This window comes from Leptolyngbya sp. FACHB-1624, from assembly GCF_047649235.1.
Lineage (GTDB): Bacteria > Cyanobacteriota > Cyanobacteriia > Leptolyngbyales > Leptolyngbyaceae > Leptolyngbya > Leptolyngbya boryana.
In genome coordinates, this window is record NZ_CP180258.1 from 3,673,333 (window position 1) to 3,697,000 (window position 23,668).

The window sequence follows — 23,668 nt, forward strand, 5'->3', positions numbered from 1 at the left end:
GATGAATGCTTTACAGCTTTACTTACGATATATCTCTGTCTCATTTCAAGCTCAAATGCAGTACAAAGTCTCTTTCTTACTGCAACTGATCGGACAATTCGGTGGAACAGCGATCGAGTTCTTTGCTATCTGGACATTGTTCAATCGCTTCAACCAACTTGGAACCTGGACACTGGCTGAAGTTGCGCTGTTCTATGGCACGGTTAACACTGCGTTTGCCTGTGCCGATGCGATCGCGCGAGGTTTTGATCTGTTTGGCAAACTGATTCGAGACGGCGGATTCGATCGCTTATTGCTACGTCCGCGATCGACGGTTTTACAACTTCTCGGCACGGAATTTACCTTAAAGCGAATGGGTCGCCTACTCCAAGGAGTAACGGTGCTAGGTTGGTCGCTCTCTACTTTGCAGATTCCTTTATCTCTGTCTACAGTATGGCTGCTCTTTACCGCTTGGCTCGGCAGTATTGCGCTATTTGTTGGAATTGTGATTGTGCAGGCGACGCTGACCTTTTGGACAATTGAATCGCTCGAAATCATGAATATCCTCACTTACGGCGGAGTCGAAACGGCGCAATATCCGTTTTCGATCTATCGCAAATGGTTCCAGCGATTCTTTATTTTTTTGATTCCGCTCGCTTGTGTCAGCTACTTTCCGCTGCTCGCTGTTTTAAATAAAGCTGCTGAATTTTCAGTCCCGTTGTGGGTGTGTTATGTTTCTCCGATCGCTGGCTTTATTTTCTTAGGGGTCTCACTCAAATTGTGGCGAATTGGCGAGCGGTATTACTGTTCAACTGGAAGTTAATGCTCAGAAGTTCATGCTCAATCCGGGCTAAACCGTGTATCGTAAGTGAGATTAAAAATCTCTTAAATTTTTGATTGATCCCACTCAAGTACGTAAGAGCGGGATAGTATCGATCGAACATCGTCCACGGTTGTCCGAAGAGTAGAGCGCACGAATGAAACGAGCATCAAGGTTCCTGGCTTTTCTGCTGGGGTTAATGTTAGTGATGTTGCCAGCTAGCATTCCCTGGATTGTCCCAAGTATGGGTCAATCCTCCGCTAAACCCGCCCAGAAACCGACTGCTGAGCCAGATCGATCGCAGCTTCGACCGTTTGACGATGTGATCAAAGAAACAAAAACGATCAAAGGATTATTCACGCTCTACCGCAATGAGAAAAACGGGAAACTGTTTGCGGAAATCCTGCCCGATCAGCTAGAGCGCAACTATCTGGCTACGATGACGCTCGAATCGGGCATCGGACAGAGTGGAATTTATAGCGGTTTACCGATCGGAGATTTTCTCTTCACCTTCCGGCGAGTCAACAACAATATTCAATTTGTCGTTCCCAATATTTACTTCCGAGCCGAGCGCGGTCTGCCGATTGAGCGATCGATTCAGCGATCGTTTAGCGACTCTGTGCTACAGTCTTTGCCGATTCGGAGTATCCATGCCGAGCGCAAAAGCTTTTTAGTCGAACTCAATCCATTACTCCTCTCTGATCTGCCTGGATTGTTACCCGTTCTCTCTGCAACATTAGGCGGCTCTTACAGTCCAGAAGCAAGCGCTTCGTACTTTGAAACAGTCAAAGCATTTCCTCAAAATGTGGAAGTCGAATCTGTGTTTGGCTTTACAGGCGGAGATAAAGGTGTTGATGCACCCACTTACATCAACACGTTGCCGGACAGTCGAGCTTTTTCGCTGAGAGTTCGCTATAGCTTGTCTCAACTGCCAGAAAATAACGGCTATCGTCCTCGGCTTGCTGACGATCGCATCGGCTACTTTATTACTGCCTACAAAGATTTCACAAACGACAATTCTAAACGACCTTTTGTTCGCTATATCAATCGCTGGAACTTACAAAAGCAAGATCCAGCCGCTCCTGTGTCGAAACCCAAACAGCCGATCGTATTTTGGATCGAAAACAGCGTGCCATTAGAGTATCGCGATGCAGTTCGAGATGGAGCATTGTTCTGGAATCAAGCCTTTGAGAAAGCTGGATTTAAAGATGCGATCGAAGTAAAACAGATGCCTGATCAAGCCGACTGGGACCCGGCAGATGTCCGATACAACACGATTCGCTGGTTCAATAGTAATGATGCAATCTTTGCAATGGGACCATCGCGCGTCAATCCGCTAACCGGTGAGATTCTCGATGCCGACATCATGGTGTCGGCCGACTTTACTCGGGTCATGAAAGAAGACTATCGGACGTTGGTTGAGCAAAACCAAATGCGAACAGCGCCTTTCGTGTCGCAATTAGTCGGGAATGCTAACCTCTGTAACTATGGTATGGCAGCGCGATCGCTGGCGCAAACAGCCAAAGCACAAGAAAAGAAACCGATTCCTCGCTTGCGATTCGGATCTCATCTCGGCAACTATCAAGACCTATGTTTTGGCGTCGATACTGCTAAACAATTTGCTGTCGGCAATATGTTTTTAGGAATTATGCAAAATGAATTGCCAAGCAGTCCTGAGCGCAAAGCATTTGCTCAAGAATTCATGCGTGAATTGATTGCTCACGAAGTCGGTCATACTCTAGGACTGCGGCACAATTTCCATGCGAGCGCAATGCTTAAACCAGAAGAGTTAAACAATCCCGCAATTACACAGCAGCGCGGGTTAACGGCTTCTGTGATGGACTACGCACCTGTGAATCTTGCGCCCCTCGGAACAAAGCAAGGCGATTACTTTACCCATCGAGTTGGAGCCTACGACGAATGGGCGATCGAATACGGCTACACCCCGATCGATGCAAAAGTTCCCCAAGCCGAAAAGCGCGAACTCGATAAAATCGCTCAACGTGCTCCGACTCCTGAGCTTGCCTATGCAACCGATGAAGACGTGACAACGCTTGATCCAAAAGTCAACGTCTTCGATCTCAGTGGAGATTTACTGACTTATGCGCAGTGGCAGCTAACGAATGCGCGAGAAATGTGGAATCGAGTCAACCAGCGATTTCCAGTCGAAGGAGATAGTTTTAATGAAGTGCGGGTTGCTTTTAATGCCGTACTTGACTACTACTTCCAGTACTCGCTCTTTTTACCAGAATACATTGGTGGACAGTATTTCAACCGATTCAAAGCCGGAGATGCCAAGGGGAGATTACCCTTTGAGCCAGTCTCCGTTGAGCAACAACGCCAAGCTTTAGCTTTGATTAATCAGTATGTTTTTAGTGAAGAGCCTTTCCGATTTTCGCCGGATTTGCTGAATAAGCTAGCACCTTCTCGCTGGGCACATTGGGGCAGTGAGCCAACCTCGAACCTGGACTATCCGATTCATGACAATATTCTGTTTTTGCAGAGCATTGTTTTGTATGACCTGCTGAACTACGATCGCTTAGCTCGTCTCAGAGATTCCGAATTGCGAGTGCAAGCAGGACAACCAACACTGACGATTCCTGACTTGTTTGACAGTCTGCAATCGAGCATTTGGGGAGAAGTGACCAATCCCAAAGATAATCTCAAACTCTCAGGATTGCGGCGGGCACTGCAACGGCAGTACATGAATGCCATGATTTCGATGATTCTGCGCGAAGTTGAGGTTCCTGAAGATGCTCGCACGGTCGCGCGCTATGAATTGAGAAAATTGCAGAAATCGATCGATCGAGCTATGCGAAAAGTCAATGATCGAGACATTTACACCAAAGCTCATTTAGAAGAAGCACAAGATCGAATTGGCAAAGCCTTAGAAGCACAACTGCGATCGCAGTAATCTAACGAATAGCATACAGATTAAAGACCTCTGTATCTTGAAACATGGGTTCTTGCTCGATCGTAATTTTGCTAAAGCCCTGCTGTTTGAGTAACGTAGCAATTTGGTCAACTCGCTGCGCTCGATTGTGAATTTCAACTACAATTTGCTGAATCTTATGCCAATCTTGTAATTCAATTCCCAGGAGCACATCTAATTCGCTACCCTCAACATCAATCTTCAGCAGATCAATCTGTTGAACGTCGTGATCGCGAATGATGTCAGACAGCGATCGCATCTGGCAACGAACCGACTTGACCCGTAATAGCTGATTCAACTTGAAATTGACCAGCAGCGATCGCAAAAAAGATGGAAATCGTCGTAACAGAGCGATATCAGCGGGTTCATCATCCGATGGGTTGGCAAGTGAAGTCGCGATCGTTTGGCGAATCGTCGATCGGGTTTGTTCCCAAGAATCAGAGTACGCCGTCGAGAGAATGGTTAGATTTGGATAGTAATCAAATACAACCGATTTCGATGCTTGCGCGAGTCCACACTCAAACACCTTCATCCTGTTCTGTGGCAGCAGTTGTGCATTGCGCTTTAAAACTTGAAAGACCTCTGGAATCGGCTCAAATGCATAAATCTGTAAATCGTTTTGACACTGCTCAGCCGCCCAAAGGCTAAATAACCCAATATTTGCCCCAACATCAAACAACGTGTCGCCTGGATGTAGCTCAATCCCATTCCGAACGTATTGTTGAACCTGTCCATAAACAACAGGCACTTCCTGTTTCCGCAAGTAGTAAACTCGCTTGCCATTCGGAAGTGCCATTGTTGGAATGCCCATTTGCGGAACCCTTTGATCAGGTTGTATACTCCGCGTTGATTTTTACATAGTCATAACTCAGGTCACAACCCCAAGCCTTTCCACTGCCTGAACCATTGCCAATCTTGACTCCAATCACCACAGGCTGATCCAAAACTTGGCGATCGCCGTCTAAATTCTTCGCCGCCTGTTGCTTCAAATATTCATTTGCCGCAACGCGATCGAACGATTGGGGCTGACCATCTTTTAATAACACAAACTCACCAAGCGTAATCTGCAACTCTTCTTGATCAAAAATCACATCTGCTCGTCCTGCTGCTCCCGCAATTCTGCCCCAATTCGGATCGCGTCCAAAAATCGCAGATTTTACTAGCGAAGATCCCGCGATCGTTCTGGCAACTTTCCGAGCCGATTCATCATCACTTGCACCCGACACCTGAACTTCAATCAAACAAGTCGCGCCTTCTCCGTCTCTCGCGATCGCTTTTGCCAAATGAATACAGACTTCTGTCAGCATCGCTTCTAATTTATCCGCTTCGGCTCCCGCTTCCGTAATCGCAGGCGTTCTTGACTGACCGTTCGCTAAAGCAATCAAACTATCATTCGTACTAGTATCACCATCCACAGTAATTTGATTAAAACTGCGATCGGCAGCTCGACTTAACATTTGCTGCCACAGATGAGAAGACACAGCAGCATCACAAGTGACAAATGCTAACATCGTTGCCATATTCGGGTGAATCATTCCCGATCCCTTAGCAATTCCACCAATCCGAACAGGGCGATCGCCGATCGTGGTTTCTAAAGCAATCGATTTCGTGACTAAATCTGTGGTCACGATCGATTTTGCAGCCGCATCACTTCCGGTTTCACTCAGACTCGCAACCAGATTCGGAATGCCGGATTTCAGCGCATCCATTTTAATGCGTTGACCGATCACGCCTGTTGATGCGAGCAACACCATATCCGAGGAAATATTTAAAGCTTGCGCGACTGCTTGAGCGCTTTCGAGCGCATCGATCATGCCTTGTGCGCCTGTTGCAGCATTCGCCTGTCCTGCATTACAAAGAATCGCGCGAGTGGTGGATTTAGTTTGAAGACGTTCTCGACAGTAATCGACGCAAGCGGCGCGGACTTGACTTGTAGTGAAAACTCCAGCCGCGATCGCGTCTACTTCTGAGACGATGAGAGTGAGATCGGGTAAGCCGGAGGGTTTGAGTCCTGCAGTAATTCCTGCTGCCTTGTAGCCTTTAGGTGCTGTAATACCGCCTGAGATTTGCTGCCAGTCTGCCATGAAGTGTAGCCCTCTCTCTAATTCCTGAACCGCGATTATATCGGGAGTTATGATGGAAGGCTAGTGTTTTGGCGAGGAAATCAGACGCTTCTCTCAGGTTCCATTTTCTGATTTCCTTTGCAAGCCAACTCGGAATTCGACTTTAAAAAGAAAAAAGGAGGGTCGCGGTTGGCGAGTCCCCCCTGTCATCAGGGTGCATCTACTTATCACAGTATGCCATTAATGGGGTGAGGGGTAAAACCCCTCTCAGCGGATCTTCGTAAAAAATACATGGATCTTTCGATAAGGCTTCACAAAAATCAGTGTTTTTGCGGTGAAGCAAGCACAATGATGAGTTTGATGTGTCTACTGAGTACAAATCGCACTGAGAGCCTGATCAAATTGCGACTTCACCTTAGCCTTGATTCAGCTTCTTTGCCAAGAGTTGATTGGTAAGTTTTGGATCTGCCCGTCCTCCGGTTTCCTTCATCACCTTACCCACAAAGAATCCTAAAAGCTTCGTCTTCCCGGCGCGATACTGTTCTAGCTCATTCGGATTCGCTGCCAGAACGGCATCGATCGCTGCTTCGATCGCGCCCGTATCTGAAATTTGAATCAGTCCTTTCTTCTCGATCAGTTCCTTTGCCGAGCCACCTGTGGTCAGTAATTCTGGCAAGACATCTTTCCCAATTTTGTTACTGATCGTGCCGTCTTCAATCAGGGCAATCAATTCCGCCAAGGTTTCAGGCTGCAATGCCAATTGAGAAATACTCAGTCGCTCCTGATTTAGATAAGCACTGATATCTCCCATAATCCAATTAGCTGCCAGTTTGGGATTTGCTTTCGCTGCGATCGCTGCTTCAAAATAGTCCGCGATCGCTTTGTCCTCGGTCAAGATTCTCGCATCGTAAGCGGATAGCCCTAACTCATCTTCATACCGATGCCGTTTCTGATTCGGCAATTCCGGCAGTTGAGATTTCCACTCTGCTAATTGCGTCGGAGCAACCTCGATCGGACCTAAATCAGGTTCCGGGAAATAGCGATAATCGCTGGATCCTTCTTTGATCCGCATACTAATCGTGCGTTGTGCGCCTTCTTCCCACAATCGAGTTTCTTGAACAATCTTTTCACCGTTCTCGATCGCAGCAATTTGCCGTTCAATTTCGTAATCGATCGCTTTTTGAATGGCGCTAAACGAGTTCATATTCTTGATCTCGACTTTCACACCGAATTCTTCTTGCCCAATCGGACGGACGGACACATTCACATCACAGCGCAGTGAGCCTTCCTGCATGTTGCCATCGCTGACTCCGAGATAGCGCATGATCCGGCGAATTTCTTGCGCATATTCAGCCGCTTCTAATCCGGTACGCAGATCGGGTTCCGAGACAATCTCACACAAAGGCACACCCGCACGGTTGTAATCAACCAGAGAATAGGTTGATCCCGCCAGTCGATCGCTGCCTCCATGCACCAGTTTGCCTGCATCTTCTTCCATATGCAGTCGCGTGATCCCAATGCGTTTTGTCTTCGCTTTGCCGTTTTCATCCAACAGCGGTTTGCCTTTGTTGTCAGTCAGTTCGATTTCGATCCAGCCATGTTCTGCGATCGGCAAATCGTATTGTGAGATTTGGTAATTTTTCGGTAGGTCAGGATAAAAATACTGTTTACGATCAAACTTGCTGTAGGGTGCAATTTGGCAATTTAACGCTAGCCCAGCCTTAACTGCATATTCCAGCACTTTCTGATTCAAAACGGGCAATACCCCTGGCATTCCCATGCACACAGGATCGATATTGACGTTCGGATCAGTGGTGAACTTGGTTGAGCTATCGGAAAAAATCTTGGTCTCAGTGTTTAACTGGCAATGAGTTTCAAGACCGATAATCGCTTCATACTGAGTTTTAGCGGGAGCAGCAGTAGTCATGGCAAATCATACGCCTGTAAAAAGGTTTATTCATTTTAAATGATGAAGGTTGATTTAGAAGAGGTAGGGAGTAGGGAGTGGAGAGTAGGAAAAAGAATTTATCCCCTACTTCCCCACTCCCACTCCCCCCACCCGAACCGAGACAACGTAGGCTAAAATTGCTACACCCTGAAAAAGACTGAGTAAGATTGAGAAAACTTCCCGATCGGGAACCGAGGAATTTGGAATGCTGGTTTGCCCTCAATGCCAATTTGAGAACCCAGAAGAGCATAACTTTTGTCAGGCGTGCGGAACTTCATTAGTTGAAAAACCCTGCCCCAATTGTGATGCACTGGTCGATTGGAGTACTTATGAATGCCCAAAATGCGGCGCGATTACGGGAACCGTGCGATCGCTAGCAGTCATTCCTCCAGGAGGGACTTGGCAACTTGAGTCACGCTATCAAATTATCGACACGACCCAATCGCTGATTCAAGTTCTCGATCGCGAACCGCTCAAACCTGCGATGATTGATGTTCCGCCAACGAGTGCCATACCTTATCTCGAATTAGAACCCTACTTACATCAAATTCTGCCCTTGCTTTACAACGCCTGGCATGAGGAAGAGCGAGACTTTCTGGTGTTAGAAGCGCGATCTCAGTTCACTCAACTCGCTACCTTTCTCAAGCACAATAAGCAAATTCCGATGCTGCAAATTCTGCATTGGTTTTATGAAATGGTGGATCTCTGGGAAGTTCTCGAACCCCATCACCTGACTCAGAGCTTGCTGAGTTTTCCCAATCTTCGACTCGATGAAGATCACCTGCTGTGTCTCGAACAACTGCTACCCAACAGCGCAACTGCGCCGACCCTGCGAAACTTGGGTACAATCTGGCAAACACTGCTTGCTCAATTGACTCAGACTCAATCTGCGTCTTTGCATTTCCTGATTGCTGATCTCTGTACCGAATCTGTTTCCACACCTGACCAATTAAGATCACGGCTAAAAGCGATCGCCCAAGAAACCCAAGCTGATTTAATTGACTCTGAGATTGAGATCATGTCTGACCCACAAGTGCCCGATTTTCCCCAAGCTCCGATTCCCAACTCCGAAGTTCCACCTGAAGAGATCGTCACGGTATTTGCCGATTCGGAGCCAGATTCAGAAGGCGATGATATGCCCACGATCGTGCTGCCGATGCTATTGTTTAGCCTTGACGATGCAGGTCGAACCGATATTGGACGGCAGCGAACTCACAACGAGGATTGCTTCGGGATCGATGCAATCATTGATAAGGTACAGTCTCCTACAGGCAGATTAGTGAAAGCACGTGGGCTGTACATCCTGTGCGATGGCATGGGCGGACATGCCAGTGGAGAAGTGGCAAGCCAAATGGCACTGGATTCTCTCAGAGCATTCTTCCGGCAATATTGGCGCGAGATTGATGCAGGCAAAATTCCTGCCAAGTTGCCTGCGGCAGATGTCATTCGGGATGCGATTCAGCAGGCGAATAAGGCGATTTATAACGTCAATCAGGAAGGACTAAAATCAGGCAGTGGCAGAATGGGGACGACTCTAGTCATGCTGCTGGTTCAAGATACGGAAGCCGCAGTCGCGCATGTCGGAGATAGTCGCATGTATCGCTATACCCGCAAGCTCGGTTTGCAACAAGTGACGCTCGATCATGAAGTGGGACAACGCGAAATTCTACGAGGCGTTGAGCCTGAAATCGCATACGGTCGCCCAGATGCCTACCAACTGACTCAGGCATTAGGACCACGGGACGAGTATTTTGTGAATCCAGATGTGCAGTTCTTTGAAATTAACGAAGATATGGTGCTCATTCTGGCATCGGATGGCTTAACTGATAATGATCTGCTGGAAACGTATTGGCAAAGTCATATTGACCCAATGTTGAGTTCGCAGACCAATCTGGATCAGAGTGTCGCGAATTTGATTGAGTTGGCAAATCAATACAATGGGCACGACAATATTACCGCGATCTCAGTTCGAGCTAAGGTTCGCCCCAATTTGGATCAGTTGCGGTAGAGATAATCTGCTTTTAAGTCAGGACGATATTTCTCGAAATAAGCACGATCGTTGGGTGTCCAACAATTGATCCAAATTTCGGATTCATCAATGTTGTATTCTGTCTTTCCCCGGTTTAGACCGCGAGCCTGAGCGAGTTCCAAAGGACAATCAACCCAGATTGTGAACCCATAATAGGAGCATAAATCTGGATGGAGTACGCTGATGCCTTCAATGATCAAATAATTTGAGTCAGGAAGCTGTTTTAAGTTTCCTAACTTGCCTTGTTCCCAATCGAAGACTTGATAGGTAATGGGCTGATTTTGATGGGCTGGAATGATGACTTGCTGTCTGAGTCGATCTCGATCGAACACAATCCAATCTTCGGATAGAACATTGCAATCGGGAAGCCAGAATTCGTCGATCGAAACAGTCTCAACGCTTTCTAATTGTTGAGCGAGTTCTCTAGCAAGCGTACTTTTTCCAGAGCCGCCAAAGCCAGAGATGCCAATTAGAAAAGGTGGAGACTGAAACCGCGATCGAATTTGATCTGCAATCTGCAAAATCATATCTATAGCAAAACGGGCGAAACTCAAATGGATCGCCCGTTTCAAACAAATTAGTCTTCTTCCCAACTTTCAACCGCTAATAGTTCACTGACCGGATCTTTCATTGAAAACTCGAATGCTTCTAATTCTTGTTTCCAAAAGCTCCAATCATCCCCATAAAGCAGTGCGATTTTCCAAAGACTATCATTTGGCTTCAGCAGCTTCGAGTCCACTAATTTTTGAACTTGACGCTGCAACTTCTCCATCGGATGAGCAACCTGTAGGTTCATACCTTTGATTTACCAAAATTCAATTGAGTTGTACAAATGTTGCATACGGGCTACAGCCAGAAGACATATCACTGAGGAGGTGTCTGTTTCTTACGGCGCATTGCCATTCCAGCTACTAATATTAGCTTACTTTTTTGAGTTTTTGACAAGTCGTTTCAACAATTCGCTTTCGGATTGCCGTACATACACCGGGAAGCATTGAAATTTATTGTTTCTTGATTTCCCGATCCGTAAATCTACCCTGAATCTATTTCTAGATTAAGATGCGCCCCGTATTTTCTAAGCAGTTGTACTGCTTATGAAACCAGAATTGGATGCCCTCCAATTTTAGCAAGATAGTCGATCGTAGGGTGCATCGATCGTGTTGCAATCCCTTGACAGGGATATGTCTATGCAAGTTCTAAAGCCTCGCATCTAGACCCTGCGGATGAAATCCGCCAAAGCAAACTATGCAAGAAGTCTACTAGGCAATGGTGATTGAGCACGTTGTTGCAACAATAGCCCATACTCTAAACTTTCAACGACAGCTTGATAGGACGCTTCCAGGATATTTCCTGAGACTCCTACCGTTGCCCAACGTTGAACACCGTTACTTGACTCAACGAGCACACGCGTTTTGGCGGAAGTTCCCGCTGCACCATCGAGAATTCTAACTTTGTAGTCTGTGAGGTAAAAGGTTTCAATCTCAGGATAGACCGTGATTAAGGCTTTGCGTAAGGCTGCGTCTAAAGCAGAAACAGGTCCATTCCCTTCTGCGGCTTCCAGAATTTCTTTGCCTGCGATCGCAACTTTCACCGTTGCTAGCGATCGCGCGCGTCCACAATAACTATGCGTTGGGGCTGCCTCTGCCATCATGTCGTAATGCACCTGAAATCCTCGAACTTCAAAGGGTGCATTTCTCTCTCCCAAAGCCTGCCGAATCAGCAATTCAAAGCTCGCTTCTGCGGCTTCAAACTGATAGCCATCTTGCTCTAGATGCTTCAACGATTCAAGAATCTCCCGACAGGTGGGATCTTGACGATCGAGATTGAATCCCAAAGATTTTGCTTTTGCCAGGATGTTGCTAATTCCGGCTTGCTCTGAAATCACAATTCGCCGACCGTTCCCTACCAGTTCTGGCTGCAAATGCTCGTAAGTAATTGGATTACGCTGCACTGCGCTGACATGCAATCCGCCTTTGTGGGCAAATGCAGACAATCCGACAAATGCTGCATGATCATCTGGCGCAAGATTTGCGACCTCACTGACAATGCGACTGACTTGAGCCAGCGTCGCGAGCTGCTCAGCGGGTAAACAGTCATAGCCTAATTTCAACTGCAAGTTCGGAATCACCGAGCAAAGATTGGCATTGCCGCAGCGTTCACCATAGCCGTTGATCGTGCCTTGAACCATGGTTGCGCCAGCATTGACCGCCGCGATCGCATTTGCAACCGCCAAATCACAGTCATTATGCGGATGGATGCCGATTTTCACATCTCCAACTGCATTTCTCACATCTCTCACAATCTGCTCAATCTCATGCGGTAATGTTCCGCCATTGGTATCGCAGAGAGTTATCCATTCTGCTCCTGCTGCGATCGCGCTTTTCAAGGTTGCAAGTGCATATTCTCGATTGTGCTTATAACCATCAAACCAATGCTCTGCATCATAAATCACTTGGCGATCGTGGCTTCTGAGATACGCGATCGTGTCTTGAATCATCGCGAGATTTTCGTCGAGCGTAGTTTGTAAGCCTTCGGTGACATGCAAATCCCAGGACTTGCCAACAATCGTGATCCACTTTGTTCCGGCTGCTAAAATCGGCTGCAACATTGGATCAGTTGCAGCCGTCTTTCCAGGACGGCGAGTGAAGCAGAACGCAACGATTTCAGCCTGACTCAGCGGTTGCTCTTTGAGGTGCCAGAAGAATTGCACATCTTTGGGATTTGCTCCGGGCCATCCGCCTTCGATAAATGGAATCCCGAGTCGATCGAGTTCTCGCGCAATGCGGATCTTGTCTTCGACTGAAAATGAAATCCCTTCTCGCTGAGCACCATCGCGCAATGTTGTATCGTAAATCGATAAAGAGATTGGAGTCATACGTTTGACTCTAAAAAAATTAAGACAGCTTCCTATTCTGAAAGACTGAGAAACCTTCCAGAGTGACCATTTGCAAAACTTAATTCAACGAGGTGCGAAATGCCGCAAATTACAGCCCAGGGAAAGACGATTGAATGTGAATCCGGTGCAAATTTACGTCAAGTTTTGCTCAAAAACGGAATTGATCTCTACAATGGCGGTTCTACTGTGATTAACTGTCACGGCCTCGGAACTTGCGGAACCTGTTCAGTTGAAATTGAAGGAGAAGTTTCGCCGATGGAATGGCGCGAAAAAACTCGCCTTTCTCTGCCACCCCACAATCCTGAAAAATCTCGTCGTTTAGCCTGTCAAGTTCGCGTGTTAGGTGATATTCGGGTTACAAAACACAGTGGATTTTGGGGACAAGATGACGCGATTCAATGGGAATAATACCTGCTTCAGCGTTAACGATAAATTGACATCATGATCACTGAATAGCACAGTAGAAGTACCAAAACCCGCCAAGGCTATGCGCATGAGTGCATCCTCAAACTGGCGGGTTTCTCATTATCCTGGACTTTTCAAAAGATTAGAAGAGTCGCTGCATTTGGCTAGAGCGATAAAATCATAGAACAGTACAATTATTGGGGCGCAAACCCTAGCGCTATACTTTACACAAAGAGCGTTTTTTGCCCGCGATCGGGCTTTCTAGAAAAGAAACATTACGTCAGGCAAGTGTTATGAATCCGACTGGAAGAATTGTGGGTGGGGGATTGGTCTTAATCGCATTGTTATGGATTTTGCGAATTGCAGGAGCCTTACCTTTTAGCGATCGCTCAATCAATCAAGTGGCAGCACAAGTTCCCCAAGATCGTCCTCCCATCTCAGATCTTGATGCCTCGCGCACCACGATCGCGAACTTCAACCCTCCGACAACAACTCAGCCGTTAAATCCGAACGGAACAACATCGGGGAATGGTTCTTCCACGATTGGAGATTTGGCAAATGCTCCGGGAACGAGTACTGCTAACTCAGGCACTTCGACAGGCAGCACAACCAGACCGAGCGGAGCCACAACACGACCCGCAATTCGAGGAGCTTGGTAATCGATGCAACGTGAGGTGTTGATCATCGGTGGCGGTATTATCGGACTCGCGATCGCGATCGAACTTAAATCTCAAGGCGCGGCAGTGACCATTCTCTGCCGCGATTTTGCTGAAGGGGCAACTCATGCAGCAGCAGGAATGCTCGCGCCTCAAGCAGAAGAACTTCCGCCCAGTCCGATGCTCGATTTTTGTCTAGAGAGTCGGGCGCGCTACCCCGATTGGATTCATAAACTCGAATCTTTAACCGGAATGAATGCTGGATATTGGGCTTGTGGCATTCTTGCACCCCGGTATCAAGTTAGTGCCCATGATCAATGGCTCGATCGAGCCAGTTTACTCACGCATCAAGCAGACCTCGGTGAAGAAGTCGTTGGAGGCTACTGGTTCCCGCACGACGCGCAAGTGGATAATCGCGCGCTAGCAAAAGTGCTGTGGATAGCAGCAAAAGAGCTAGGAGTCGAAATTCAAACCGGAATCAATGTTGAGCGATTTGCATTTGATACCAACATTAATTATCTAGAGACAAATCAGGGAACTTGGAAAGCCGATCATTACGTTCTGGCAACCGGAGCTTGGGCACAAGAACTGCTGCCGATTCCCGTTTTTCCCAGAAAAGGGCAAATGCTTGCGGTGCAAGTTCCCGACCCTGCAAGGCTGCCACTGCAACATGTGTTGTTTGGAGACGCTTACATCGTGCCGCGTCAGAATGGGCGCATTATTATCGGCGCAACTAGCGAGAATGTTGGATTTCAGAGAGGCAATACTGCGATCGGCATTCACACGTTGTTAGCAAAGGCCATACGACTTTACCCCCCGATCCAGAACTTTGCATTGCAAGAGATTTGGTCGGGGTTCCGACCTGCAACACCGGATGAACTGCCGATTTTGGGCGAAAGTCCCTATGCTAATTTGACGCTAGCCACTGGGCATTACCGGAATGGGATTTTACTGGCTCCGATTACGGGTAGTGCGATCGCGCAATTTGTCCTCACGCAAAAGTCTGACTCTCGCCTAGAAGCTTTCCATTATTCGCGGTTTTCATAGATTCTCTAGGTTTGGGAGGGGGCAATTTTCGGCATAATGGATATCCGCAATCCGCGATCGAGGCAGCATTATGCAAACTTTAGAAAAACCCCTAGACAAGAATTTAGAGGACAGTTTAATCATCGCAGGACGCAAATTTCGCTCCCGCTTGATGACTGGAACCGGAAAATATCGCAATTTCGATGAGATGCGTCAAAGTATTGATGCGAGTGGCTGTGAAATTGTCACAGTCGCTGTGCGGCGCGTACAAACGCAGGCTCCTGGACATGAAGGACTCGCGGAAGCGATCGATTGGAACAAGATTTGGATGCTCCCGAATACCGCAGGTTGCCAAACCGCCGAAGATGCGATTCGTGTGGCACGCTTGGGGCGTGAGATGGCGAAACTGTTGGGACAAGAAGACAATAATTTCGTCAAACTCGAAGTGATTCCTGATGCGAAGTACCTTCTCCCTGATCCCATTGGCACACTAGAAGCGGCTGAACAATTGGTGAAAGAAGGTTTTGCCGTCCTGCCTTACATCAATGCAGATCCACTGCTGGCCAAGCGATTAGAAGACGTAGGATGCGCAACCGTGATGCCATTGGGGTCTCCAATTGGTTCAGGTCAAGGGATTCGGAATGCGGCAAACATTCAGATCATTATCGAGAATGCCAAGGTTCCGGTTGTAGTAGATGCAGGGATTGGGACTCCCAGTGAGGCAGCGCAAGCGATGGAATTTGGTGCGGACGCATTGTTGATCAATACCGCGATCGCTCAAGCAGCGAATCCGGCAGCAATGGCGCGGGCAATGGGATTAGCTGCTGAAGCCGGTCGTTTGGCATATCAAGCAGGTCGAATTCCGGTCAAGGCGTATGCAAGTGCGAGTTCGCCGTTAACGGGCAGGATCAACGACTAATCAAAGGGTGACTTCGTCACCTGCATTCATTGTGCAAAGTAGGGAGATGCGGGGCAATAATCTTAATTTCAGACCCTCTCCCTATCTCCCATCAGATTGATCGTGCTGTACTAATCTACAATTCGATCCAAAGCTCGATCGCTCTTTAAATAAGCTGAGTAAACATAGAGCGATTGCGGATCGACTTGATCCGACTGCATCTTGTAATCGTGCGTGGCAAATTCGATTTGTAGCATTAAGCGATCGTGGCGAATCGGGGGCATTCCTTTGTGGAAGCACAAGGTATCTTCGGCAAACCCAAACCCTGCATTGCCACATACTGTCACTAATTTATCGATTCCGTAAGTCTCAACAATCTCAGAATCTCTAAATCGCTTTCTCACCCATTCGTGAGCAAATCGCTTTCGACGATGCGTGCCTTGAATACAGGCATGAGCACCCGTGAGTGAATCGACATTCGTGAGATAGAAAAAGAATTTGATAAAGCGGTAATCATCAAGATCGTAATGAAACAGTTGCGCTGCTTTACGACGAGCGTGTAAAGAGGCTTCTGTTGCAAAGCTCCACCAAAGCTGACTACTAATCAAAACTGGCTCGGTTCCTAAATACTCTGCTGCGATCGACAACAATGTGGGATCTTGAGTCAACCGCTCGATCGCAGGACAATTCTCCACCGTATTGAAATAGTGCGCCGTGACAAATGCCCGGTGATACCATTGTTGCGCTTCTCGCTTGCGGGTGTAGTGAAAGCCATATTCCGGTTTACGATCGCCATAACAAGGGTACTGCTTTGCATAAGTAATGATGTCTTCGCGCAGATCCGGCGGCAAATTCAAACCTAAGTAAATTCCGTCCTTGACTAAAGACTGCACGACTGTCTCAGGAGCAGTTTCGGGAAACGCAGACTCGCCTGAAAATCGAGCGATCACGCTTGCACGGGATCTGAACCGATGGATCAGCGATCGCACTGCACCAAACCGTCCTAACTTCCGCATCAGTAGCCAATTTGGATTTTTAGTGATCCCTCGAAACAACTCGTAGCCGTAGTCATACGCATCATGGTAAAAATTGCGCAGCCAATAGAAACCTAAGAACACATCCGTCTCCACTCAAACAGATTTGATAACTAATGATTGATGAGCCTTCATTTCACCCTTACAGGAGACTACAGAGACTCCCGGTAAGTTTTTAAATACTTCATGATTATTCCCGCTCAAGGATGAAGTTTTGACAAACTTAATAGCTTTATTTCGCAAGAAAAACTCATAGATTTGATGAATCAAAAGGGATAAAACTAAATAATTAAAACCTGAATTATATAGAAGCAAAACATTTTTTTGATTACCTGAAATAGCGAATTCGCAAAGCTTTCGTCAAACTTAATGTAATTGTTAAATACAAAAAGTTCTTCTGAATAATGTGGGCTAAGAAAATCTATAGGGTAAAATCTGCCAAAACAGGTTACATTGCTCTAAGTGATATGACATTCCTCACCTCGCGCACTTATGAGGATTCTTAAAACAGTTCGGATCGCGGTGAGAAAGTTTGAATGACCTAGATAGCGTTGACGTAGGAGTGAACTTCCAGCTTTATGTTTGACTGTATTGTTGTTGGAGCAGGTCCCGCCGGCGGAACTGCTGCTTACCATCTCGCAAAACGCGGACGTTCAGTTTTAGTGTTAGAGAAAGACGCTCTGCCTCGTTACAAACCCTGTAGCGGCGGAGTTTCACCTGCGATCGCGCAATGGTTCGAGTTTGATTTCAGCCCCGTCATTTCTCGCAAAGTCAATACAATCCGCTATACCTGGAAGCTCGGTGATCCGGTCGATGCGACACTGGAAACGCCTGAACCGATGTGGATGGTACGCCGTGATGAGTTTGATCAATTTGTGATCAAACAAGCTCAGCAAGTCGGTGCAGAAGTTCGAGACGGAACGGCGGTAACGGGGATCGAATTTAAAGGCGATCGCTGGCTCGTCCAGACCACCGCCGGATCTCTAGAAGCAAAGTATCTAATTGCAGCAGATGGTGCAAAGGGTCCGATGGCAAAATGGCTCGGATTCAAAGAGCGCAAGACGCAAATGGGTGCAGTCATGGAAGCACCTCATGCGATCGGGCAAACGGCTCAATTTGATTTCGGCATGTTGAAGAACGGATTTATCTGGAATTTACCGAAATCCGAAGGGTTCAGTGCCGGAACTGCATCATTTAGAGGCAACGATAAGACCGACTTTGATAAAGCCTTGTCGAATTATGCAAAAGAGGCTGGATTCAATACGAGCGGCGCACAGATTTATACCCATCCGATCGTATTTTGGGACGGGGATCAAGTCTTACATACTCAGAATGCAGTCCTTGCTGGAGAAACGGCAGCGATCGTTGATCCAATGACCGCAGAAGGCATTCGTCCTTCGATGTTTAGCGGCATGAAAGCGGCAGAAGCGATTGATCAAGCACTCAACGGCAATGCAAACGCGCTTGCTGAATATACCAACGTGATTCAGCAAGAGTGGGGCAGCGATATGGTTTGGGCACAACGATTAGCAAATCTGTTTTATCGAGTTCCGGGGATCGGGTACAAGGTGGGTGTGAAACGTCCGACTGCAACCGATCGTTTGGGCAAAATTATGTGCGGTGAGTTGCGTTATGCAGATGTAGCCACCCGCGCATTGAAGCGTTTAGGCGGTGGATTGATCCCTGGAATGGGCGGTTAGTCTAGCTTTTAATGAAGCAAAGCCTCGGAATTAATCTAAATTCCGAGGCTTTGTTATGCTGACTAATGTAGGTAGAGTTTTGGGAATGCGATGAAAACTCGTAGCTTTACAGTCATTATCTCTAAAGAAGACGACATGTATATTGCCGAATGCCCAGAAGTTGGCACAGTTGATCAAGGTGAAACGATCGAACAAGCTGTTGCCGGACTGAAAGAGGCAACCCGTCTGTATCTTGAAGAATTTCCGACCTGCACTCAGCAACGCATTCCTTAAGCTTTTTGCTCGTAGTAGCTAGAAATATGCTCGTAAACATGTTGCGGAAATTCTAGATCTCGATAGACATTACAAGCATCGGGATTATCAGGATTTGGACAAATTGGAAAGTTTTGATGCTGCTGCCAATCTAAAACACGATCGCGTTTCGGTGGATTGTAATCTTTGCCTTGAACCTGCTGATAAAGCGATTTTGCTTCCGCCTCACCGCATTCTTCATCTTTCAGAAGATACTCGATCACCTCTTCCTGCGAAAGAAAATGCCGAGCCACCATTGCGAAAACTAAACGCCCATAATGCTCGATATTTTCGCCCGCATCTAACGCATCCAGTAAATGCGCCATCATGTCACTTTTTCTCAAATCTTCGACAGACATAGACTTCTCAATAAATTGATCTACTATGACTGTTGTAGAACTGATGATCTAAGATGACTTCTGCCAAAAGATTCAAATGATCCGCATCAAGCTGATCCAAAGAATGATCTGATTCACATCAAACATCAGCCGATTACAATTGGGTCTAATGCTCGATCGTGCCATTGCCGCTGCGACCATTCCGAAACATAAGGACGCAGAACAAATTTCACAGGTTCACCATCCATCACGTCAATTCGTAGAAAAGAATAAGGACGCTGTTTGTCCTTTCCTTGCCCGGTTCGTCCGACAAAAAGTTGAGACTTCGCCACAATGCGATCGTCTTCTTCAATCTCGGTTCCCTCCTCTCGTTGTCGTCGCAAACTATAGCCACTCCCACCACAGATCACCCAATTAATATTGGAATCTGCATGTCCAGTCTCAACCGTCCGAAGGTACTCAAAACAATGAGCGTGACCCGTAAGCACAAGATCAACAATCGAGCGCTCCTTGATATCAACCGCTTTCGCTACATCATCAAAAACCTGCCGCAATCGATAGCGCACCGCATGAGTTTGTGCTTGATACCATTTCGTCGCCTCGGTCACATAGGGGGGATGATGAAAATAGATAATTCTGCCTCGCACGTCAGGAGAATTGAGCGATGCAATTAAGCGATCGCGTAACCAGTCTAACTGCTCATAATCTGTCACCGATGCTTCTGTATTCAATTGCTTATCAATGTCAAGCTGAATCTCTTCAAGTTGTTGAAGTTTGACGCGAATATCATCTGCTGCGTCTGACTGTTCGGGTTGATTGACATTTAAGCGAGAGAGTTCTTGTAGCAATTGCTGCATTTCTTGCTCGATCTCGTTACGACGATCGAGCAATTTCCCACGGTCTTCTTGAGTACTCGAAGGCACAATCGGCTCATTAAATGTATTGGAGTCGAGGGCAAAGAAATCAATCCCGCCGTAACGGAACGTATAGTAGCGGTTTGGCAAACGAGTAAATAACCCAGGCTCGTATTTTAAGCACCGTCCCGTTGAAGTTTCAGCCGTGTAATGTCGATCGAGATGTTCGGCTAAATGCATTGGGTCTTTCAACCACAACGTATCCATGAACGCTTGGGCAAATGCTTTTCCTTGATAAGATCCATGAAAACGAATATCGAGATCAATCTTTTTTCGTAATAACAGTCTCAATGGATAAGAAACCTGAGCTAATACACCATAAAATAGGGTTAAATCATAATAATCATGATTTCCCAACACAGGTAAGAATGGGAAGTTAAACACCATTTGATCAAACTTAATCTTGGTCGGTGTTTCTCCCCCAACTAAAAATTCTCGGTAAGGCTCAATAAAATTTTGGGGATAAAATTCACTAGAGCCAACAAGATAAACGACATCTCCAGTATGTAAAACAAACCGACATTCGTCCTTATGAAGCAACATCTGCTCAGCAATTTGGCGTTGGGGAAAATGCCCAGGGTGTCGTCCCGATCCACTATCACCAATCACCAAGAAAGAAAAAGCATTTTGCTCGCGCGGATCATCAATGACAAAACGGGTTTGATCAATTCCGCGATCGCGCAAACTAGGTGCTTTCCACTGCACCCGCTCCCGCATTTTTTGAATTTTGAGTGCAGTAGAGGGTTCCGAAACAAATCTCATCATGATCAATCTCGATACATGATTAAATTCTGAACGCTGAAACCCGAATTTTCAACCATCTGTGTAATCCTGGATCAATGCGTAAATTTCTAGCTTTCTAAGGAACCCATCATGGACGACAAGTTAATGTTAATGATTCCGGGACCAACCCCTGTCCCTGAACAGGTCTTATCGGCAATGGCAAAGCATCCGATCGGACACCGGAGTGGCGATTTTGGCAAAATTGTGGCAGAAGTCACGCAAAATCTCAAATGGCTCCACCAAACGCAAAATGATGTCTTAATCCTCGCGGCAAGCGGGACAGGCGCGATGGAAGCCGGGATTATTAATTTTCTCAGCCCAGGCGATCGCGTTTTAGTCGGAACGAATGGAAAATTTGGCGAACGATGGGCAGAAGTCACGGATGCCTATGGCTTGCAAACCGAACGCCTCTCAGTAGATTGGGGGAAACCGCTTGATCCAGAAGCATTCCGACAACGCTTGGAAAGTGACACTGACAAGCAGATCAAAGCGGTCATTGTTACCCATAGTGAAACTTCAACGGGTGTGATCAACGATCTCAAAACGATCAGCAGCTATGTCAAAGCACATGGAGCGCTGATGATGGCAGACACCGTGACCAGCCTCGGTGCAACCAGCGTGCCCGTGGATGAGTGGAGCTTGGATGTGGTGGCATCGGGTTCACAGAAAGGCTACATGATCCCGCCTGGATTGGGATTTGTTGCAGTCAGCGCAAAAGCTTGGGAAGCCTACAAGACGGCAAAACTGCCTCGGTACTATTTGGATTTAGGCAAGTATCGCAAGTCGAGCGCAAAAGATACCACGCCGTTTACGCCTGCGATTAATTTGTTCTACGCGATGCAAGCCGCGCTGAGAATGATGAAAGCTGAAGGCTTGGAGAATATTTTTGCGCGTCATGAACGCCTGCGCCAAGCTGCACGGGCTGCTGTAAAAGCGTTGAATATGCCTTTGTATGCAGCAGATGAGTGTGGCAGTCCAGCGATTACTGCCGTGATGCCAAACGGAGTCGATGCAGAACAAATTCGCTCTGTGATGCGGAAACGATTTGATATTGCGCTGGCAGGTGGACAAGACCATCTCAAAGGCAAAATCTTCCGAATTGGGCACTTGGGATTTGTCAGCGATCGAGATTTATTAACCGCGATCGCGGCGCTAGAAGCGACCTTGCAAGAGTTGGGCTATGACAGCTTTACGCCTGGGGCAGGAATTGCAGCAGCGGCGAAGGTTATCTCGAATTCCTAATTGAACTGCCGCGTTTCGGCTACGCTCACCGCTCAGTGCTGAAGATCTTTAGGTTCCAGTGCCTTTGCGGATTGATCGCAGCCGAAACCCAATCCTCAAGATGTCACTCGCGCTAATTCTGTATTCAAAGGGAATTCTGGGAAAGTGTTACTTTTCAGAACCCCCCTATGAGTCGTTCCGTTTCGATCGCGTCAAATCTCCAAGATCTTCAGACTTTAATTCTGTCTTTTCATCCGGTCATCGCGATCGAAACCGTCGAAGAAGAGCGGGTACAAGACTTGCTCAGAACAGCAACGCAAGAGATGGGCTTATCGTTGTTTGAGTGGAGCATGACTCAGGGATTAGTTCGTGTCTCTCAGAGCGATCGCTGGACAAATGAGTATGCTCCGCCCGGACAAACTACTTCTGGGTACGAAAACTCAGGCGATCCGCTAAAGCTGCTCGAAACAATTCAATCTTTAAACATCCGAGGAGTCTTTTTACTCAAAGATTTTGCGCCACACCTCGAAGATGCAAAGACAGCCCGGCAGTTTCGAGAACTGGTGCAATTGTTTGGGCAAACGCGATCGGTGATTGTTCTAGTGGGGGCTGAGATTGCATTGCCCGTCGAACTTGCACATGATGCTTGCTTTTACGATCTCAAACTTCCAGGACGAGATGAATTGCTGCAAGCTGTTCAAGACATTGTGCGATCGCTGCGCGTCAAAAATCGGGTGCAAGTCGAAGTTCAAGATCAAGACTTACAACTTCTCGTGAAATCGCTTAGCGGGATGACCTTAAAACAAGCGCGTCAAGTAGTAGCTTATGCCGCTTTAGAAGATGGCAAACTGACGGCGCAAGATGTGCAGCGAATTCTGCAACGCAAAGCGCAGATTATTCAAGAAGGCGGCGTTTTAGAGTATTTCCCGATGGATGATACGCCGCTTGATTTGGGCGGTTTTACCGGACTCAAACAATGGCTTGCTTATGCCAAGGTTGGATTTAGTCCGCAAGCTCAAGCCGTGAATTTGAAACCACCCAAAGGAATTTTAATTGTCGGGATTCAAGGCTGCGGAAAATCTCTGGCAGCAAAAGCAATCGCGCGCGCCTGGAAGATGCCCCTGTTAAAGCTCGATGCAGGTCGGCTGTATGACAAATATGTTGGTGAATCGGAGAAGAATTTCAGACATGCGATCGCACTGGCTGAATCGATGGCTCCCGCCGTGTTGTGGATTGATGAAATCGAAAAAAGCTTAGGCAACAATGGTGGAGATGCGGACGGCGGTTTGAGCCGGCGAATGTTTGGATCATTTCTCACCTGGATGCAAGAAAAAACAGGCGAAGTCTTCGTGATTGCTACCGCAAATGATCTCTCCCAAGTCCCGCCAGAACTGTTACGCAAAGGGCGATTTGATGAAATCTTTTTTGTCGATTTACCGGACGATCGCGAACGCCTGACAATTCTACAAATTCATCTCACCCGCCGCCGCCAAAATCCAGAGACGTTAGATTTATCAGCTTTGATTGCTGCAACCGATGGATTTAGTGGTGCAGAGATTGAACAAGCAGTCATTACAGCGTTGTATAAAGCGTTGTATTTGAATAAACCGTTAGAGACTGCACTATTGTTAGAGGTGATTAAATCGACGGTTCCACTGTCGATTACGCGGCGTGAAGATGTGCAGCGACTTAGAGCGATCGCTCAAGAGCGGTTTGTTAGTGTTCGATAATTGCT

At 47.1% G+C, this 23,668-nt stretch carries 20 protein-coding genes; 11 read left to right on the forward strand and 9 right to left on the reverse strand.

Features of this window, described 5'->3' with window-relative positions; translation table 11 throughout:
* Position 1 precedes the first annotated feature (1 nt).
* Together ACMUEV_RS17285 and ACMUEV_RS17290 are read left to right on the forward strand one after the other, a co-directional pair.
* Positions 2-802: an ABC transporter permease gene (locus ACMUEV_RS17285; protein WP_190649818.1), complete on the forward strand. Its 801-nt coding sequence runs from the start codon at positions 2-4 to the stop codon at positions 800-802.
* A gap of 154 nt (positions 803-956) precedes the next feature.
* Positions 957-3,713, forward strand: coding sequence for a zinc-dependent metalloprotease (locus tag ACMUEV_RS17290; protein WP_242044320.1), 2,757 nt, complete (start codon positions 957-959; stop codon positions 3,711-3,713).
* A 1-nt stretch (position 3,714) separates the two neighbouring features.
* Here ACMUEV_RS17290 and ACMUEV_RS17295 read toward each other — a convergent pair whose 3' ends face one another.
* The 3 genes from ACMUEV_RS17295 to gatB all read right to left on the reverse strand — a co-directional run bounded on the left by ACMUEV_RS17295 (position 3,715) and on the right by gatB (position 7,721).
* A complete protein-coding gene (locus tag ACMUEV_RS17295; RefSeq protein WP_242044321.1) occupies positions 3,715-4,542 on the reverse strand; it encodes an FkbM family methyltransferase in 828 nt (275 codons plus the stop codon).
* 16 nt (positions 4,543-4,558) lie between these two features.
* Entirely contained in the window at positions 4,559-5,815 is a 1,257-nt protein-coding gene (gene argJ / locus ACMUEV_RS17300; protein ID WP_017287841.1) for a bifunctional ornithine acetyltransferase/N-acetylglutamate synthase, read from the reverse strand.
* Between the two features lie 394 nt (positions 5,816-6,209).
* The gene (gatB, locus tag ACMUEV_RS17305; protein WP_017287840.1) at positions 6,210-7,721 is read right to left on the reverse strand and encodes an Asp-tRNA(Asn)/Glu-tRNA(Gln) amidotransferase subunit GatB; all 1,512 of its coding nucleotides are present in this window, start codon (positions 7,719-7,721) and stop codon (positions 6,210-6,212) included.
* A 226-nt stretch (positions 7,722-7,947) separates the two neighbouring features.
* Between gatB and ACMUEV_RS17310 the strand changes: the two genes are divergently transcribed.
* Complete coding sequence (locus ACMUEV_RS17310; RefSeq protein WP_190649820.1) at positions 7,948-9,750, forward strand: serine/threonine phosphatase; 1,803 nt, start codon at positions 7,948-7,950, stop codon at positions 9,748-9,750.
* Here ACMUEV_RS17310 and ACMUEV_RS17315 read toward each other — a convergent pair.
* The 3 genes from ACMUEV_RS17315 to cimA all read right to left on the reverse strand — a co-directional run bounded on the left by ACMUEV_RS17315 (position 9,738) and on the right by cimA (position 12,646).
* A complete protein-coding gene (locus ACMUEV_RS17315; protein WP_190649822.1) occupies positions 9,738-10,298 on the reverse strand; it encodes a uridine kinase in 561 nt (186 codons plus the stop codon). The two genes, ACMUEV_RS17310 and ACMUEV_RS17315, sit on opposite strands and share 13 nt — an antisense overlap.
* A gap of 50 nt (positions 10,299-10,348) precedes the next feature.
* Positions 10,349-10,567, reverse strand: coding sequence for a DUF4327 family protein (locus ACMUEV_RS17320; protein WP_017287837.1), 219 nt, complete (start codon positions 10,565-10,567; stop codon positions 10,349-10,351).
* 447 nt (positions 10,568-11,014) lie between these two features.
* Positions 11,015-12,646, reverse strand: coding sequence for a citramalate synthase (cimA, locus tag ACMUEV_RS17325; protein ID WP_190649824.1), 1,632 nt, complete (start codon positions 12,644-12,646; stop codon positions 11,015-11,017).
* A gap of 99 nt (positions 12,647-12,745) precedes the next feature.
* Here cimA and ACMUEV_RS17330 point away from each other — a divergent pair, with 99 nt between their 5' ends.
* From ACMUEV_RS17330 to ACMUEV_RS17345, 4 genes are all read left to right on the forward strand, one after another.
* A complete protein-coding gene (locus ACMUEV_RS17330; RefSeq protein ID WP_017287835.1) occupies positions 12,746-13,075 on the forward strand; it encodes a 2Fe-2S iron-sulfur cluster-binding protein in 330 nt (109 codons plus the stop codon).
* Between the two features lie 290 nt (positions 13,076-13,365).
* Positions 13,366-13,731, forward strand: coding sequence for a hypothetical protein (locus ACMUEV_RS17335; protein WP_017287834.1), 366 nt, complete (start codon positions 13,366-13,368; stop codon positions 13,729-13,731).
* Positions 13,732-13,734: 3 nt separating this feature from the next.
* On the forward strand, positions 13,735-14,775 hold the full coding sequence (gene thiO / locus ACMUEV_RS17340) for a glycine oxidase ThiO (protein ID WP_190649826.1): 1,041 nt from the start codon (positions 13,735-13,737) through the stop codon (positions 14,773-14,775).
* A 70-nt stretch (positions 14,776-14,845) separates the two neighbouring features.
* Positions 14,846-15,673 carry a thiazole synthase gene (locus tag ACMUEV_RS17345; protein WP_199329398.1) on the forward strand — a complete coding sequence of 276 codons (828 nt, stop codon included), beginning with the start codon at positions 14,846-14,848 and terminating at the stop codon, positions 15,671-15,673.
* 110 nt (positions 15,674-15,783) lie between these two features.
* Here ACMUEV_RS17345 and ACMUEV_RS17350 read toward each other — a convergent pair whose 3' ends face one another.
* Positions 15,784-16,770 (reverse strand): hypothetical protein, encoded by a 987-nt coding sequence (locus ACMUEV_RS17350; RefSeq protein ID WP_144056191.1) that lies wholly within the window; start codon positions 16,768-16,770, stop codon positions 15,784-15,786.
* Between the two features lie 494 nt (positions 16,771-17,264).
* Between ACMUEV_RS17350 and ACMUEV_RS17355 the strand changes: the two genes are divergently transcribed.
* Positions 17,265-18,386: a geranylgeranyl reductase family protein gene (locus ACMUEV_RS17355; RefSeq protein ID WP_190649828.1), complete on the forward strand. Its 1,122-nt coding sequence runs from the start codon at positions 17,265-17,267 to the stop codon at positions 18,384-18,386.
* 90 nt (positions 18,387-18,476) lie between these two features.
* Positions 18,477-18,659 (forward strand): type II toxin-antitoxin system HicB family antitoxin, encoded by a 183-nt coding sequence (locus ACMUEV_RS17360; protein WP_190649830.1) that lies wholly within the window; start codon positions 18,477-18,479, stop codon positions 18,657-18,659.
* Here ACMUEV_RS17360 and ACMUEV_RS17365 read toward each other — a convergent pair.
* Together ACMUEV_RS17365 and ACMUEV_RS17370 are read right to left on the reverse strand one after the other, a co-directional pair.
* On the reverse strand, positions 18,656-19,036 hold the full coding sequence (locus tag ACMUEV_RS17365; protein WP_190649832.1) for a hypothetical protein: 381 nt from the start codon (positions 19,034-19,036) through the stop codon (positions 18,656-18,658). The genes ACMUEV_RS17360 and ACMUEV_RS17365 overlap by 4 nt on opposite strands.
* Positions 19,037-19,161: 125 nt before the next feature.
* A complete protein-coding gene (locus ACMUEV_RS17370; protein WP_017287824.1) occupies positions 19,162-20,694 on the reverse strand; it encodes a metallophosphoesterase family protein in 1,533 nt (510 codons plus the stop codon).
* 108 nt (positions 20,695-20,802) lie between these two features.
* Here ACMUEV_RS17370 and ACMUEV_RS17375 point away from each other — a divergent pair, with 108 nt between their 5' ends.
* Together ACMUEV_RS17375 and ACMUEV_RS17380 are read left to right on the forward strand one after the other, a co-directional pair.
* The gene (locus tag ACMUEV_RS17375) at positions 20,803-21,954 is read left to right on the forward strand and encodes a pyridoxal-phosphate-dependent aminotransferase family protein (RefSeq protein ID WP_017287823.1); all 1,152 of its coding nucleotides are present in this window, start codon (positions 20,803-20,805) and stop codon (positions 21,952-21,954) included.
* 167 nt (positions 21,955-22,121) lie between these two features.
* Complete coding sequence (locus ACMUEV_RS17380) at positions 22,122-23,663, forward strand: AAA family ATPase (protein ID WP_190649834.1); 1,542 nt, start codon at positions 22,122-22,124, stop codon at positions 23,661-23,663.
* Positions 23,664-23,668 lie beyond the last annotated feature (5 nt).

Coding starts and splice junctions, on each gene's coding strand:
- cimA (WP_190649824.1), bottom strand. CDS start 12,646: ATGACTCCAATCTCTTTATCGATTTACGATACAACATTGCGCGATGGT.
- ACMUEV_RS17370 (WP_017287824.1), bottom strand. CDS start 20,694: ATGATGAGATTTGTTTCGGAACCCTCTACTGCACTCAAAATTCAAAAA.
- ACMUEV_RS17310 (WP_190649820.1), top strand. CDS start 7,948: ATGCTGGTTTGCCCTCAATGCCAATTTGAGAACCCAGAAGAGCATAAC.
- ACMUEV_RS17295 (WP_242044321.1), bottom strand. CDS start 4,542: ATGGGCATTCCAACAATGGCACTTCCGAATGGCAAGCGAGTTTACTAC.
- ACMUEV_RS17345 (WP_199329398.1), top strand. CDS start 14,846: ATGCAAACTTTAGAAAAACCCCTAGACAAGAATTTAGAGGACAGTTTA.
- gatB (WP_017287840.1), bottom strand. CDS start 7,721: ATGACTACTGCTGCTCCCGCTAAAACTCAGTATGAAGCGATTATCGGT.
- ACMUEV_RS17375 (WP_017287823.1), top strand. CDS start 20,803: ATGGACGACAAGTTAATGTTAATGATTCCGGGACCAACCCCTGTCCCT.
- thiO (WP_190649826.1), top strand. CDS start 13,735: ATGCAACGTGAGGTGTTGATCATCGGTGGCGGTATTATCGGACTCGCG.
- ACMUEV_RS17285 (WP_190649818.1), top strand. CDS start 2: ATGAATGCTTTACAGCTTTACTTACGATATATCTCTGTCTCATTTCAA.
- ACMUEV_RS17380 (WP_190649834.1), top strand. CDS start 22,122: ATGAGTCGTTCCGTTTCGATCGCGTCAAATCTCCAAGATCTTCAGACT.
- ACMUEV_RS17290 (WP_242044320.1), top strand. CDS start 957: ATGAAACGAGCATCAAGGTTCCTGGCTTTTCTGCTGGGGTTAATGTTA.
- ACMUEV_RS17315 (WP_190649822.1), bottom strand. CDS start 10,298: ATGATTTTGCAGATTGCAGATCAAATTCGATCGCGGTTTCAGTCTCCA.
- ACMUEV_RS17335 (WP_017287834.1), top strand. CDS start 13,366: ATGAATCCGACTGGAAGAATTGTGGGTGGGGGATTGGTCTTAATCGCA.
- argJ (WP_017287841.1), bottom strand. CDS start 5,815: ATGGCAGACTGGCAGCAAATCTCAGGCGGTATTACAGCACCTAAAGGC.
- ACMUEV_RS17320 (WP_017287837.1), bottom strand. CDS start 10,567: ATGAACCTACAGGTTGCTCATCCGATGGAGAAGTTGCAGCGTCAAGTT.
- ACMUEV_RS17365 (WP_190649832.1), bottom strand. CDS start 19,036: ATGTCTGTCGAAGATTTGAGAAAAAGTGACATGATGGCGCATTTACTG.
- ACMUEV_RS17355 (WP_190649828.1), top strand. CDS start 17,265: ATGTTTGACTGTATTGTTGTTGGAGCAGGTCCCGCCGGCGGAACTGCT.
- ACMUEV_RS17330 (WP_017287835.1), top strand. CDS start 12,746: ATGCCGCAAATTACAGCCCAGGGAAAGACGATTGAATGTGAATCCGGT.
- ACMUEV_RS17360 (WP_190649830.1), top strand. CDS start 18,477: ATGAAAACTCGTAGCTTTACAGTCATTATCTCTAAAGAAGACGACATG.